This window comes from Klebsiella sp. CD33 (assembly GCF_051992865.1).
In the GTDB taxonomy this organism is placed as follows: Bacteria; Pseudomonadota; Gammaproteobacteria; order Enterobacterales; family Enterobacteriaceae; genus Klebsiella; species Klebsiella pneumoniae.
Genome location: NZ_CP197023.1, coordinates 196,299 through 208,555 on the forward strand (window position 1 = coordinate 196,299; position 12,257 = coordinate 208,555).

Below are 12,257 nucleotides of genomic sequence, written 5' to 3' on the forward strand. Positions count from 1 at the left end.
GCCATGTCTGAGAATACTTTTCTGGTGGAAATCGGCACTGAAGAGCTGCCACCAAAAGCGCTGCGCAGCCTGGCGGAATCTTTTGCTGCGAATGTGACCGCGGAGCTGGATAACGCTGGCCTTGCGCACGGTAAAGTGGAATGGTTTGCCGCCCCGCGTCGTCTGGCGCTGAAGGTGGCCAACCTGGCGGCGGCGCAAGCCGATCGCGAAGTGGAAAAACGCGGCCCGGCTATTGCCCAGGCGTTCGATGCCGAAGGCAAGCCAAGCAAAGCGGCCGAAGGCTGGGCGCGCGGCTGCGGTATCACCGTCGATCAGGCCGAACGTCTGACCACGGACAAAGGCGAGTGGTTGCTGTATCGCGCCCATGTGAAGGGCGAAAGCACCGAAGCGCTGCTGCCGAACATGATTGCCAGCTCGCTGGCGAAGCTACCGATCCCGAAACTGATGCGCTGGGGCGCGTCTGACGTCCACTTCGTGCGTCCGGTACACACGGTGACTTTGCTGCTGGGTGACAAAGTGATCCCGGCCACTATCCTCGGTATTCCGTCCGATCGCGTGATTCGCGGGCATCGCTTTATGGGTGAGCCGGAGTTCACCATCGACCATGCCGACCAGTACCCGCAGATCCTGCTGGAGCGCGGTAAAGTCATTGCCGATTACGAACAGCGTAAAGCCAAAATCAAAGCTGATGCGCAAGAGGCGGCGCGTAAGATCGGCGGTCAAGCCGATCTGAGCGAAAGCCTGCTGGAAGAAGTCACCTCGCTGGTGGAATGGCCGGTGGTGCTGACGGCGAAGTTCGAAGAAAAATTCCTCGCGGTGCCGTCTGAAGCGCTGGTTTACACCATGAAGGGCGACCAGAAGTACTTCCCGGTCTACGACAACGCCGGCAAACTGCTGCCGAACTTTATCTTCGTGGCCAACATCGAGTCCAAAGATCCGCAGCAGATCATCTCCGGTAACGAGAAGGTGGTCCGTCCGCGTCTGGCCGATGCCGAGTTCTTCTTCAATACCGACCGTAAAAAACGTCTGGAAGATAACCTGCCGCGTCTGGAAACCGTGCTGTTCCAGCAGCAGCTGGGCACCCTGCGCGACAAGACCGATCGCATCCAGGCGCTGGCGGGCTGGATTGCCGAACAGATTGGCGCTGACGTGAACCACGCAACCCGCGCGGGCCTGCTGTCCAAGTGCGACCTGATGACCAACATGGTCTTCGAGTTCACCGACACCCAGGGCGTGATGGGGATGCACTACGCGCGCCATGACGGCGAAGCGGAAGACGTGGCCGTGGCGCTGAACGAGCAGTATCAGCCGCGATTTGCTGGCGACGCGCTGCCGTCTAATCCGGTGGCCTGCGCGGTAGCGATTGCCGATAAGATGGACACCCTGGCGGGTATCTTTGGTATCGGTCAGCATCCGAAAGGCGATAAAGACCCGTTTGCGCTGCGTCGCGCCGCGCTGGGCGTGCTGCGTATCATCGTTGAGAAGAACCTGGATCTCGATCTGCAGACGCTGACCGAAGAAGCGGTTCGTCTGTACGGTGAGAAGCTGACCAACGCCAACGTGGTTGATGATGTGATCGACTTTATGCTGGGCCGCTTCCGTGCCTGGTATCAGGACGAAGGCTACGGCGTCGACACGATCCAGGCGGTACTGGCGCGTCGTCCAACCCGCCCGGCGGATTTCGATGCGCGTATGAAGGCGGTATCGCACTTCCGTACTCTGGAAGAGTCCTCCGCGCTGGCGGCGGCAAACAAACGTGTCTCCAACATCCTCGCGAAATCCGATGAGACGCTGAACGACATCGTTCACGCTTCGGTGCTGAAAGAAGCGGCGGAAATTAAGCTGGCGGGTAATCTGGTGGTGCTGCGCGACAAGCTGCAGCCGTATTTCGCCGCAGGCCGTTATCAGGATGCGCTGATTGAGCTGGCCGCGCTGCGCGAGCCGGTGGATGAGTTCTTCGAGAACGTGATGGTTAACGCTGAAGACAAAGATGTTCGCATCAACCGTCTGACGCTGCTGTCCAAACTGCGTGAACTGTTCCTGCAGGTGGCGGATATTTCTCTGCTGCAGTAAGCGTATCGGTAATAATAAAAAACCTGCCGCGGTGCAGGTTTTTTTATACGTAAAATATAGGTAGCCGAACCGCTAATAATTCTGTCATTGATATCTTCATTATTTACATTCATCGATAAGAAATGTTTTAGGAATATATAAACATAATTCCGTGAGGTATTTACGCTAGAATGGCGGCGGGTGCTTGAGACTGTGTGTCTCAGGTATTCAGCGGGAGACACACAGAGAAAAGCCCCACCTGATAGTAATCAAAGTGAGGCTCCCCTATGCATCAACACCATAAGAGTAGCCTCTTACTTGTTGAAAATCAACACTGGAGGCGAGGAATGCCGCAAAAGTATCTGTTGTTTGGCTTAGTAGTGATTTGCTTCACTATTTTATTATTGACCTGGATGGTTCGTGATTCGCTATGTGAATTACAGATCAGGCAGGGAAATATTGAGCTGGTGGCATTCTTAGCCTGTGATATTAAACAGTAAGAGCATTTGGTGGGGATCTGTCCCCACCATGCTTGCGGTGTCAGGCATTCTCAATGCACCCTTTCATTGTTCACCAAATAAATCCTTTGCCTCCTGATATCAGGAGGCCTTTTTATTTTTACAAGATCGTTGAATAAAACAGGCTTGCAACGCATACCGGAGTGTGGCTATCCTATGTCCCGACGAATCCCTCGTCTCACCGGAGCGCGCCCCACAAATGAACAAACACGACTGATGAATTTCACGCCTTACCTCGCAGACGTTGCGGGTAGGGGAGTATTGATTTCATTCAGGAGTGCTTATGGCTCATTGCGCCCAATCCCCTTCTTTTATTTTGCATCAGGTCACCTGTCAGTTTTCGACGGGAGATACGCTTTTCGGTCCGCTGAATTTATCGCTGGCACCGTCGCTTTGCGGCCTGGTTGGCCGGAACGGCGTCGGCAAGACGCGTCTGCTGCGTCTGCTGGCGGGCCTTGATTCTCCTGCCGGCGGCCATATTGAGCGCGCCGCCGCCGTTGCCTGGGTAGCGCAGCAGCCGACGCTCACGCCGGAGACCACCCTCGCTACGCTGCTGGGCTATGCGTCGGTTTTTGCCGCCTTGTCTCGCCTTGAACAGGGCCAAGGGCTGGCCGACGATTTCGATCTGTTAGATGGTCACTGGGATCTCACCGATCGCCTGAGTTTAGCGTTCCGTGAAGCCGATCTCCCGCCGTTCTCTGCCGATCGCCCCGCGTTTTCACTCAGCGGCGGCGAGCGGATGAAGGCTCTGCTGTGCGGCACCTTCGTCTCGGGCGCCGATTATCTGCTGCTGGATGAGCCTACCAACCATCTGGACCGCCAGGGGCGGGAGTGGCTCTATCACCAACTGGAAAGCTGGCAGGGCGGGGCTCTGATCGCCAGCCACGACCGCGAGCTGCTGACGCGGATGCCGAGGATTATTGAGCTGACGCCGACGGCGCTGCGCAGCTACGGCGGCAACTATGATGAATATCAGCGCCAGCGTATGGCGGAGCAGCAGGCCGCGCGCGCGGCGCTGGAGCATGCCGTGACCGACCGACGGCGCACCCGCGCGCGAATGCAAAAGGAGCATGACGCCGCCCAGCGGCGCTCGGCTCAGACGCTGCGTACCGTTGATACGCTAAATATCGCCTCCTTCGAACGCGTGAAGTACAAAGGCGCGGCAAAAGAGCGCCCGGGAGCGCTGCGCCGTCAGCATCGTGAACAGAACAGCAGTCTGAATGCCGCCGTGCAGCAGGCGCGGGAGCGGGTTGAGGAAGAGACCCCAGTGATGTTTACCCTGCCGGGTAGCGAAGTGGCCGCCGGCAAGCAGGTTCTGGTGGTGGAAGCATTGCAGCTCGACCATGCGCCGGCTGCGCCGCTGAACTGGCGTATCGATGGCCCGATGCGCATCGCGCTAAAGGGGCCAAACGGCTGTGGCAAAACCACTTTGCTGAAAACGCTGTTGGGGCTGGAGCAGGCCGCGTCAGGCGATGTCCGGCTTTCGGTGAGCGCCGCTTACCTCGATCAACATCTGACGCAGCTGGATTTATCCCTGTCGGTAATGGCGCACCTGAGCCTGGAAGATACCCCACTGGATGAGGGCCTCCTGCGCACCCGCCTGGCGCAGCTCCAGCTGGGCGCGGATAAGGTCACTCTGCCGCTGTCGGCGCTCAGCGGCGGCGAGCGCCTGAAAGCGGCGCTGGCGTGCGTGCTCTGGCGACGCGAGCCTGCCCAACTGCTTTTGTTGGATGAGCCGACCAACCATCTCGATTTAGCATCGACGCAGGCTATTGAAAGCGCGCTGGCGGCGTTTCCCGGCGCGATGCTGGTGGTGTCGCATGATGAAGCGTTTTTACAAGGTCTGAAGCTGACCCATAGTCTGGCGTGGCGGGAGACGGGCTGGCACTTTTCCCTGCTCTGAATGCCCAGTAGCCGCCATCTTATGCTGGCGGCTACTGGCGACAGATAAAAAAAATCCCCGCCATCAGGCAGGGATTCTCGATTCTTAGCGGCTTGAACTTACAGAGAAGTTACGTTGCCAGCTGCCGGGCCTTTAGCGCCGCTTTCGATGGTGAAGGATACTTTCTGACCTTCGTCCAGGGATTTGTAGCCATCGTTCTGGATAGCAGAGAAGTGTACGAACACGTCTTTAGAGCCATCGTCAGGAGTGATGAAGCCGAAGCCTTTGTCAGCGTTGAACCATTTTACGATACCAGTCATTTTACCGGACATAGTGAATTACCTTTAAAAAAATAAGTGAGCCTTGCGGCGTAGGGGTCTGGACTACAGATTTAAAGCGATAAAGGGAAAGTTCACTACGGGGGTATCTTTGGATAACCTTAGAAGGACTGCTCTATTCGACTGCTCTGTGGTCTGTACATCAAACCTGCGAGCATTAACGCACGTTCAGCACCTGATAGCAAACTTTTTTTACGGTGCAGCGGCAAAAGCTCCCTTACTGGCCTTTGCCGCTGCGCGCGAGATTAATCGAGTAATTGTCGTGAAAGCTGTGGATTGGCCTGAATCAGGCGCATCAATTTCAGCTCGGTGGGAGACGGTCTGACCCGTCTCGACTCCCACTCTCTTACCATGGCGACGCTCACGCCCATGACGTTGGCAAAGTCGTCAATCTTAAGTCCAGTGCCTTTACGCAGCTGTTCAAATTCACTAAATACAGTGGACTTACGGTTTGAGGTAAGTTTCTGATTATCATCCTTAAAAACGATGTGTTCCAGGCTGCTCAGCAGTTCAAACACGGGATCTTTATATTCCATTGAGAACTCCTTTTATCACACAGCGGAAAAGATTTTTCTATAGCTCATTAAGAATAGTCAGAAAATGGCGCAAGGGATGGTAACGTCGGTGATTATTTGCCAACAGGCTATCGAATCTGCCCCGACAGCCAAACGGCAGCGTAGCCTAAAAGAATGATTATTAACGCGATGAGGTGGCTTCGAAAATTTTTGTAAACGGATAAGAAAAAAGCGGCAAAGCCGGCGCGGGGCGCCGGCTTATAGGGTTAGGCTTTCTGCAGGCTTCTCGCCTCATCTGTCGTCGCCGGCACGGATTTACTGACCCGGTACTTGATCAGCAGCGCAAAGGCTGACAGGAACGCCGGGATGGCCAGCAGGGTGAAAATGGTCTCAAAGGAGAGCTGAGCCTGCATCAGGAAGGCGCCGCTGAACGCGCCGAGGATGCCGCCGAAGCGGCCGATACCCAGCATCCAGGCGACGCCGGTGGCGCGCCCCTGCGTCGGATAGAAGCCAGCCGCCAGCGCCGGCATCGACGACTGCGCGCCGTTCATAATGCTGCCGGCGATAAAGACCATCACTCCCATTAGCGCCAGGCTGCTGGTGGAGAAGCCCACCAGGCAGACAAAAACGCCGGTCAGCAGCCAGCCGACGGCCACCACTTTATTGGGGTTGATCTTGTCCATCAGGGCGCCGAGGATCAGCACGCCAATCCCGCCGCCGAGCGGGAACAGGGCGGTGATAATTGAGGCCTGACTCATCGAGGCGCCGGTTTCACGGATGAGCAGCGGCAGCCAGCTGGTCAGCAGATAGAAAATCAGCAGGCCCATAAAGTAGGTCAGGCACAGCATCACGGTACCCACCGCGTAGCGAGGAGAGAAAATGACGCCGATCGCGGATTTCTCTTTCACCTGGCCTGCTTCGCGTAGTACAAATTCCACTGCCTTCGGCAGCGGCGCGATATGGCGCAGGATAGCAGCAATGCGCTGCGCCGGGTGCTGCTTCACTACCAGATAGCGGACGGACTCTGGCAGCAGGAATATTAATGCCACCGCCAGCAGGAGGGGCATCACGCCGCCCAGCACCAGCACGCTCTGCCAGCCATAGTGCGGGATCATCCAGGCGGATAAAAAGCCGCCCAGCGAAGATCCCATCGGAAAGCCGACAAACATCAGGTTCACCAGCAGCGCCCGACGGCGCTCCGGCGCATATTCACTCATTAGCGTCGCGGCATTCGGCATCGCCGCGCCAAGGCCCAGACCGGTCAGGAAGCGCAGCAGCGTCAGCTGATTAAGGCTGGTGGCGAAGGCGGTGAGCAGGCTGAATCCGCCGAACACCACGATCGACATGATCAGCACTTTTTTGCGGCCGATGCGGTCAGCCAGCGGCCCTGCGGTTAAGGCGCCGACCGCCAGGCCCAGCAGCGCGGCGCTCATCACCGGGCCGAGGGCCGATTTTTCCACGCCCCACTCTTGCACCAGGTCGGAGGCGATGAACCCGATAATTGCGGTATCGAACCCGTCCATCGCGACGGTGATAAAGCAGAGCGCAAGGATCATCCACTGGTAGCGGGTGAAGGGGTGCTCGTTGATAAAGGCCTGAATGTCGATGGTTGTCTTAGTCATACGGCTTTCCTGGCAGACTGAGCGAGGGACAGAGGTTTATTATTATCGTCGCCTTCGCGTCGTTGAGTTTGATTTGTGCGATAATCGAACATGTCGCCGTTAATCGCTCATTCATCAAATCATTGAAGTGCGAGGCAGGCAATCCAGACGCGTGCCAAAGCGTGCGATTATCGTCCGCTTTAAGGCGCAGTGCCGGGTTGTGGCTTTTTATTTATATTAATATCAATGGATTATGAGGTTCTGGCCCACCTGATTTTAAGACCATATTTGTGATGCGCATAACAGACGTTCTACAGCGCGACGATGGCGTGCAAAATGGTGTTTTTCCCGCGTAAGATTAGCAGGAAAGGGTATCCTGCGAGGCCGAGCTGGACTATCCTTGTCAGCGTCTGGCACGTGTGTGCCGTTGTGCGCTTTTTTTGGCTGAAAGGAGTAAAAAAATGGCGACAGGAAAGTCCTGCTCTCGCTGGTTTGCGGCTATGGCGGCCTTATTGATGGTGGTTAGCCTGAGTGGGTGTTTTGATAAAGAGGGCGATCAGCGCAAAGCGTTTATCGACTTCCTGCAGAATACGGCGATGCGTAGCGGTGAACGTCTGCCGACGCTGACCGCCGATCAGAAAAAACAGTTTGGGCCTTTTGTCTCTGACTACGCGGTGATCTACGGTTACTCGCAGCAGGTGAGCCAGGCGATGGACGCTGGTCTGCGCCCGGTGGTGGACAGCGTCAATGCGATCCGCGTCCCGCAGGATTATATGACCCAGCGTGAGCCGCTGCGTCAGGCGAACGGCGCGCTGGGCGTGCTCAGCCAGCAGCTGCAGAATGCGAAAATGCAGGCCGATGCCGCGCATGGCGCGCTGAAGCAGGCTGACGATCTCAAGCCGGTCTTCGATCAGGTTTACGCCAAGGTGGTGACGGCGCCAGCCGACGCGCTGCAGCCGCTGATCCCGGCCGCGCAGATCTTTACCCAGCAGCTGGTTCAGGTTGGGGATTTTGTCGCTCAGCAGGGGACGCAGGTGAGCTTTGTGGCCAACGGCATTCAGTTCCCGACCTCCCAGCAGGCCAGCCAGTACAATGCGCTGATTGGGCCGCTGGCGGCGCAGCATCAGGCGTTTAATCAGGCATGGACGGCGGCGGTGAACGCCACCCGTTAATGCTTCATCTGGCTGACGTTGGCTGTGGCGAACGGGCAGGATGATGGACAGGATGCAAAAAGAACCCGGGGAGGGCGGTTGCCGCCGTTACCCGGGTTTTTTTATGGCTTATTTTACCTGCGGATTGACGCAGTTTTTCTCTACGTTGCCGTTCAGGGCGTCGATCAGGTTGTCCACCGCACAGGCCGCCATATTGTAGCGCGTCTCATGGGTGGCGGAGCCGATATGCGGCAGCGCGACGACGTTCGGCAGGCTCAGCAGCGGTGAGTCCTTGGCCAGCGGTTCGTGTTCGAACACATCGAGACCGGCAGCGTGGATCTCACCGTTCTGCAGAGCGGCGATCAGCGCCTGCTCGTCCACTACCGGGCCACGCCCGGCGTTAATGAAGATGGCGGAAGATTTCATTTTGGCAAACTGCGCCTGACCGAACAGATGGTGAGTCTCTTCGCTCAGGGGCAGGATCAGGCAGACAAAGTCAGCCTCCTGCAGCAGGGTATCGAGATCGCAATAGCGGGCATTGAAGCGTTCTTCCGCCTGCGGATGCTGGCGACGCGCGTTATACAGGATCGGCATGCCGAACCCGAAGTGGGCGCGCTGCGCCAGCGCCATACCGATGCGGCCCATGCCGACGATGCCTAAGGTTTTATGGTGAACATCCGTGCCGAACCAGTCCGGACCAATGCTCTTCGTCCATTCACCCGCTTTGACGCGCTCCGCCACTTCCACTACCCGACGCGCGGTACTCAGCACCAGCGCCATGACCGTATCGGCGACGGTCTCGGTCAGCACGGTCGGGGTATGCATCAGCAGCACCCGGCGGGCGTTCAGCGCCTCGACGTCGAAGTTGTCATAGCCAACGGAAACGGTGGAGGTCGCACGCAGCTTCGGCATCTTCTCCAGCAGCGCGGCGTCAACCTTTTCGCTGGAGCCCAGCAGGCCTTCAGCCTGGGCGAAGGCCTCAGCGTGCTGCGAAACGGTCTCCGGCCGCAGGTTTTTCACCTGAGTGACGGAAAAGTGCTCCTCCAGACGCTGTAGCAGGTCGTCGGGAAGCGTTTTATAGAGAATGACAGACGGCTTCATGCGAATCTCCGTAGTATGAGTCGTTCAGGCGTGATGAGCGCCAAGTGGAAGGTTTTGATTATTAGCAGGCTTAACAATCAAAGTCAGCCATACTGAGGCGAAAAGCGCTACCCCCATAAAAATATAGGACGCTGCGGGGCTGCCGGTGGCGCCGTTCAGGTAGCCGACAAACCACGAGCCGCAGAAGGAGCCCAGCGCGCCCATGCTGTTGATCAGCGCCATGGCGCCCCCGGCGACGTTGCGCGGCAGCATTTCCGGAATAATGGCGAAGAAGGGGCCGTAAGGCGCATACATTGCCGCCCCGGCCACCACCAGCAGGGTGTAGGAGACCCAGAAGTGGTTGGCGCCGACCGCCCAGGAACCGATGAAGGCCAGTCCGCCAATCAGCAGCAGCGGCCAGACGAACAGCTTACGGTTTTGCAGTTTATCCGAGGCCCAGGAGACGACGATCATGGCGATGGTGGCCGCCAGGTACGGGACAGAAGAGAGCCAGCCCACTTCCACCATCCCCATATTTTCACCGCCGCTGCGGATAATCGACGGCAGCCACAGTACAAAGCCGTATACGCCGATACTCCAGGCAAAATACTGCGCGCAGAGCAGGATCACGTTGCGGGAGCGGAAGGCTTCGCCATAGTTACGCACCGCTTTGATGCCTTGCTGTTCACGATCCAGTTGTTCCTGCAGCGCCGCTTTTTCACTCTCCGCCAGCCAGGACACCTGCGACGGCTTATCTTTCACCAGCACCCACCAGCAGAAGGCCCAGATCACCGCCGGCACCCCTTCGATGATGAACATTTCCCGCCAGCCGAAGGCCTGAATCAGGTAGCCGGAGACTACCGACATCCACAGGACCGTCACCGGGTTACCGAGGATCAGGAAGGTGTTGGCGCGAGAGCGCTCTGATTTGGTGAACCAGTTGCTGATATAGATAAGCATCGCCGGCATCACCGCGGCTTCGACGACGCCGAGGATAAAGCGGATCGCCGCCAGCGCCGGGATATTATGCACAATACCGGTCAGGGAGGCGCAACCGCCCCACAGGATCAGGCAGATAAAGATCAGTTTGCGAACGCTGCGGCGCTCCGCATAGATAGCGCCGGGGATCTGGAAGAAGAAGTAGCCGAGGAAGAACAGCGCCCCCAGCAGGGAGGAGATCCCCTTGGTGATGCCCAGGTCTTCGGTAATGCCTGCCGCGGAGGCGAAGCTGAAGTTGGCGCGGTCGAGGTACGCCAGGCTATACGTGATAAACACGATAGGCATGATGTACCACCAGCGTTTCGTTGCATTTGTTGAGCTATTCATAGGCTTGCCTCTGTCAATGAGGAGACATACGTCCGTCGAAACGGACGCTGCTGTGCCGCGCTGCAGGTAGGGTACAGGACGGCTGTTATCGTTGCGTAGAAAAGTTACTCGCCCAGCGCGTCGCGAGTGGGCAGCCCCTCGCTGTCGCCCTGGACCTGAATCGCCAGCGAACCGATTTTATTGCCGCGGTTCACCGCCTGAAGCAGGGTTTTGCCTTCCAGCAGGGCGCTAATCACCCCGACGGCAAAGCCGTCGCCGGCGCCGACGGTATCGACGACGTTATCGACTTTAATGGCATCGACCGTTCCCTGTTCGCCGCTGGCGCTCTTGAACCAGGCGCCGTCGCAGCCGGTTTTAATGACTACCGCCTTGACGCCGCGGGAGAGATAGAAATCGGCAATCCCTTCCGGGGTCTGCTGGCCGGTAAGAATCACGCCCTCTTTTAAGCCTGGCAAAACCCAGTCAGCCTGGAAGGCGAGACGGTTGAGTTTCTCCACCATCTCGGCTTCGCTTTTCCACAGCACCGGGCGCAGATTGGGGTCGAAAGAGAGGGTTTTTCCTTCGGCTTTCATTACCTTCGCCGCATGCTCCAGCAACGCGTAAGAGCTCTCAGAAAGGGCCGCCGCGACGCCGCTCAGGTGCAGATGGCGGGCGCTGGTGAAGTAGTCGGCGCGAAAATCGTCCGGCGAAAGATGGCTGGCTGCGGATCCTTTGCGGAAATACTCCACAATGGGATCGGTTCCATTTTCGACTTTCGATTTCATCTGGAAACCGGTAGCGAAGCGGTTGTCGATGGCCACAGCGTGGCTATCGATCCCCTCTTTCGCCAGCGATTGCAGTACGAAGCGGCCAAAGCTGTCGTTGCCGACGCGGCTCACCCAGCCGACTTTCAGACCCAGGCGCGCCAGGCCGGTGGCGACGTTCAGCTCGGCGCCGGCGACACGTTTCATGAAATGCTCCACCTCGGCCAGATCCCCGGTTTCGGTGGCGACAAACATGGCCATAGCTTCGCCGATGGTGATGACATCTAAATTTTCCACGACTTAATCCTCGCGTAACAGGTTGACGTAGCGGCGGGTCACGGCCGTCAGGTCATGGCCAGTCAGCGGAAACTCGATTCCACGCGGCGCGTCGGCGGGAAGATTATCGAGCAGGGCCAGCCAGCGTTCGGCGGCCTGATCCGGCGGTACAGCGCGGAATTTCTCATGATGAGGCTCCGCCGCTTTAACATGAATATAGCTGACCGCCGGCGCAAGATGACGTGCCGCCTCTTCCGGCGAATCGCCAACCCACAGCCAGTTGCCCATATCAAATGTTAAGGTGATCGGCAGCTGATGGACCCGGCAGGCGGCTTTGAAGCGCTGCATCGGCGCCAGCTGGCCGCAGTCGGTCTGGTCATTCTCTACCACCAACGCCATGCCGCTGTCGCTGAGGATATCGCGCAGCTCATCCAACTGCTGATTGTGGAGGAAATGGCCAAGGGAGAGCTTCAGCCACAGAGCGTTCAGAGTTTGCGCTTCCGCGAGCAGCGTCGGGAGATCCGGGTTAAGCTCGCCGTTGTCGGTGAACAGCGCCTGCGGCGCGGAGTAGCAGGCCAGCAGGCCGTGGCGCTCAATGGTGGCCGCCAGCGAGGGCAGAGCGTTGAGCTCTTCCGCGCTGCACAGCTCGCGGCGGATTTCGACGCCGTCCGCCCCGGCGTTGGCGATAAACGGCAGGACGGCGGCCTGCCCGCCTAAGGATTTAACATGGTCATTACCATACGCAGCGGTAACGACAATAATTTTTCTGGCCATC

Annotated in this window: 11 protein-coding genes; 4 read left to right on the forward strand and 7 right to left on the reverse strand. The window is 58.0% G+C overall.

The genetic code is table 11. From position 1 onward, the window contains the following. The first annotated feature begins 3 nt into the window (after positions 1–3). From glyS to ACR809_RS00970, 3 genes are all read left to right on the forward strand, one after another. Positions 4–2,073, forward strand: a complete 2,070-nt coding sequence (glyS, locus tag ACR809_RS00960; RefSeq protein WP_002922127.1) for a glycine--tRNA ligase subunit beta — start codon at positions 4–6, stop codon at positions 2,071–2,073. A gap of 326 nt (positions 2,074–2,399) precedes the next feature. Then, entirely contained in the window at positions 2,400–2,552 is a 153-nt protein-coding gene (gene hokA / locus ACR809_RS00965) for a type I toxin-antitoxin system toxin HokA (RefSeq protein WP_004205012.1), read from the forward strand. A 301-nt stretch (positions 2,553–2,853) separates the two neighbouring features. Further along, positions 2,854–4,473, forward strand: a complete 1,620-nt coding sequence (locus tag ACR809_RS00970) for an ATP-binding cassette domain-containing protein (RefSeq protein WP_102098006.1) — start codon at positions 2,854–2,856, stop codon at positions 4,471–4,473. A gap of 98 nt (positions 4,474–4,571) precedes the next feature. Here ACR809_RS00970 and cspE read toward each other — a convergent pair whose 3' ends face one another. The 3 genes from cspE to ACR809_RS00985 all read right to left on the reverse strand — a co-directional run bounded on the left by cspE (position 4,572) and on the right by ACR809_RS00985 (position 6,927). Continuing rightward, the gene (cspE, locus tag ACR809_RS00975) at positions 4,572–4,784 is read right to left on the reverse strand and encodes a transcription antiterminator/RNA stability regulator CspE (protein ID WP_000014594.1); all 213 of its coding nucleotides are present in this window, start codon (positions 4,782–4,784) and stop codon (positions 4,572–4,574) included. 251 nt (positions 4,785–5,035) lie between these two features. Beyond that, positions 5,036–5,326 carry an HTH-type transcriptional regulator gene (locus ACR809_RS00980; protein WP_002921931.1) on the reverse strand — a complete coding sequence of 97 codons (291 nt, stop codon included), beginning with the start codon at positions 5,324–5,326 and terminating at the stop codon, positions 5,036–5,038. A gap of 245 nt (positions 5,327–5,571) precedes the next feature. Next, positions 5,572–6,927 carry an MFS transporter gene (locus tag ACR809_RS00985; protein ID WP_122051032.1) on the reverse strand — a complete coding sequence of 452 codons (1,356 nt, stop codon included), beginning with the start codon at positions 6,925–6,927 and terminating at the stop codon, positions 5,572–5,574. A gap of 440 nt (positions 6,928–7,367) precedes the next feature. Between ACR809_RS00985 and ACR809_RS00990 the strand changes: the two genes are divergently transcribed. Next, positions 7,368–8,078 carry a DUF3053 domain-containing protein gene (locus tag ACR809_RS00990; RefSeq protein ID WP_002921929.1) on the forward strand — a complete coding sequence of 237 codons (711 nt, stop codon included), beginning with the start codon at positions 7,368–7,370 and terminating at the stop codon, positions 8,076–8,078. A 108-nt stretch (positions 8,079–8,186) separates the two neighbouring features. Here the strand turns inward: ACR809_RS00990 and ghrB are convergent, their stop codons facing one another. The 4 genes from ghrB to ACR809_RS01010 all read right to left on the reverse strand — a co-directional run bounded on the left by ghrB (position 8,187) and on the right by ACR809_RS01010 (position 12,256). After that, on the reverse strand, positions 8,187–9,158 hold the full coding sequence (ghrB, locus tag ACR809_RS00995) for a glyoxylate/hydroxypyruvate reductase GhrB (protein ID WP_004145219.1): 972 nt from the start codon (positions 9,156–9,158) through the stop codon (positions 8,187–8,189). Between the two features lie 24 nt (positions 9,159–9,182). Further along, entirely contained in the window at positions 9,183–10,463 is a 1,281-nt protein-coding gene (locus ACR809_RS01000) for an MFS transporter (protein WP_002921927.1), read from the reverse strand. 104 nt (positions 10,464–10,567) lie between these two features. Beyond that, a complete protein-coding gene (locus tag ACR809_RS01005; RefSeq protein WP_002921921.1) occupies positions 10,568–11,503 on the reverse strand; it encodes a sugar kinase in 936 nt (311 codons plus the stop codon). Between the two features lie 3 nt (positions 11,504–11,506). Continuing rightward, positions 11,507–12,256 (reverse strand): sugar phosphate isomerase/epimerase family protein, encoded by a 750-nt coding sequence (locus ACR809_RS01010; protein ID WP_002921919.1) that lies wholly within the window; start codon positions 12,254–12,256, stop codon positions 11,507–11,509. Position 12,257: the final 1 nt, after the last annotated feature.

Coding starts and splice junctions, on each gene's coding strand:
- ACR809_RS00990 (WP_002921929.1), top strand. CDS start 7,368: ATGGCGACAGGAAAGTCCTGCTCTCGCTGGTTTGCGGCTATGGCGGCC.
- ACR809_RS01000 (WP_002921927.1), bottom strand. CDS start 10,463: ATGAATAGCTCAACAAATGCAACGAAACGCTGGTGGTACATCATGCCT.
- ACR809_RS01010 (WP_002921919.1), bottom strand. CDS start 12,256: ATGGCCAGAAAAATTATTGTCGTTACCGCTGCGTATGGTAATGACCAT.
- glyS (WP_002922127.1), top strand. CDS start 4: ATGTCTGAGAATACTTTTCTGGTGGAAATCGGCACTGAAGAGCTGCCA.
- ACR809_RS00985 (WP_122051032.1), bottom strand. CDS start 6,927: ATGACTAAGACAACCATCGACATTCAGGCCTTTATCAACGAGCACCCC.
- ghrB (WP_004145219.1), bottom strand. CDS start 9,158: ATGAAGCCGTCTGTCATTCTCTATAAAACGCTTCCCGACGACCTGCTA.
- hokA (WP_004205012.1), top strand. CDS start 2,400: ATGCCGCAAAAGTATCTGTTGTTTGGCTTAGTAGTGATTTGCTTCACT.
- cspE (WP_000014594.1), bottom strand. CDS start 4,784: ATGTCCGGTAAAATGACTGGTATCGTAAAATGGTTCAACGCTGACAAA.
- ACR809_RS00970 (WP_102098006.1), top strand. CDS start 2,854: ATGGCTCATTGCGCCCAATCCCCTTCTTTTATTTTGCATCAGGTCACC.
- ACR809_RS00980 (WP_002921931.1), bottom strand. CDS start 5,326: ATGGAATATAAAGATCCCGTGTTTGAACTGCTGAGCAGCCTGGAACAC.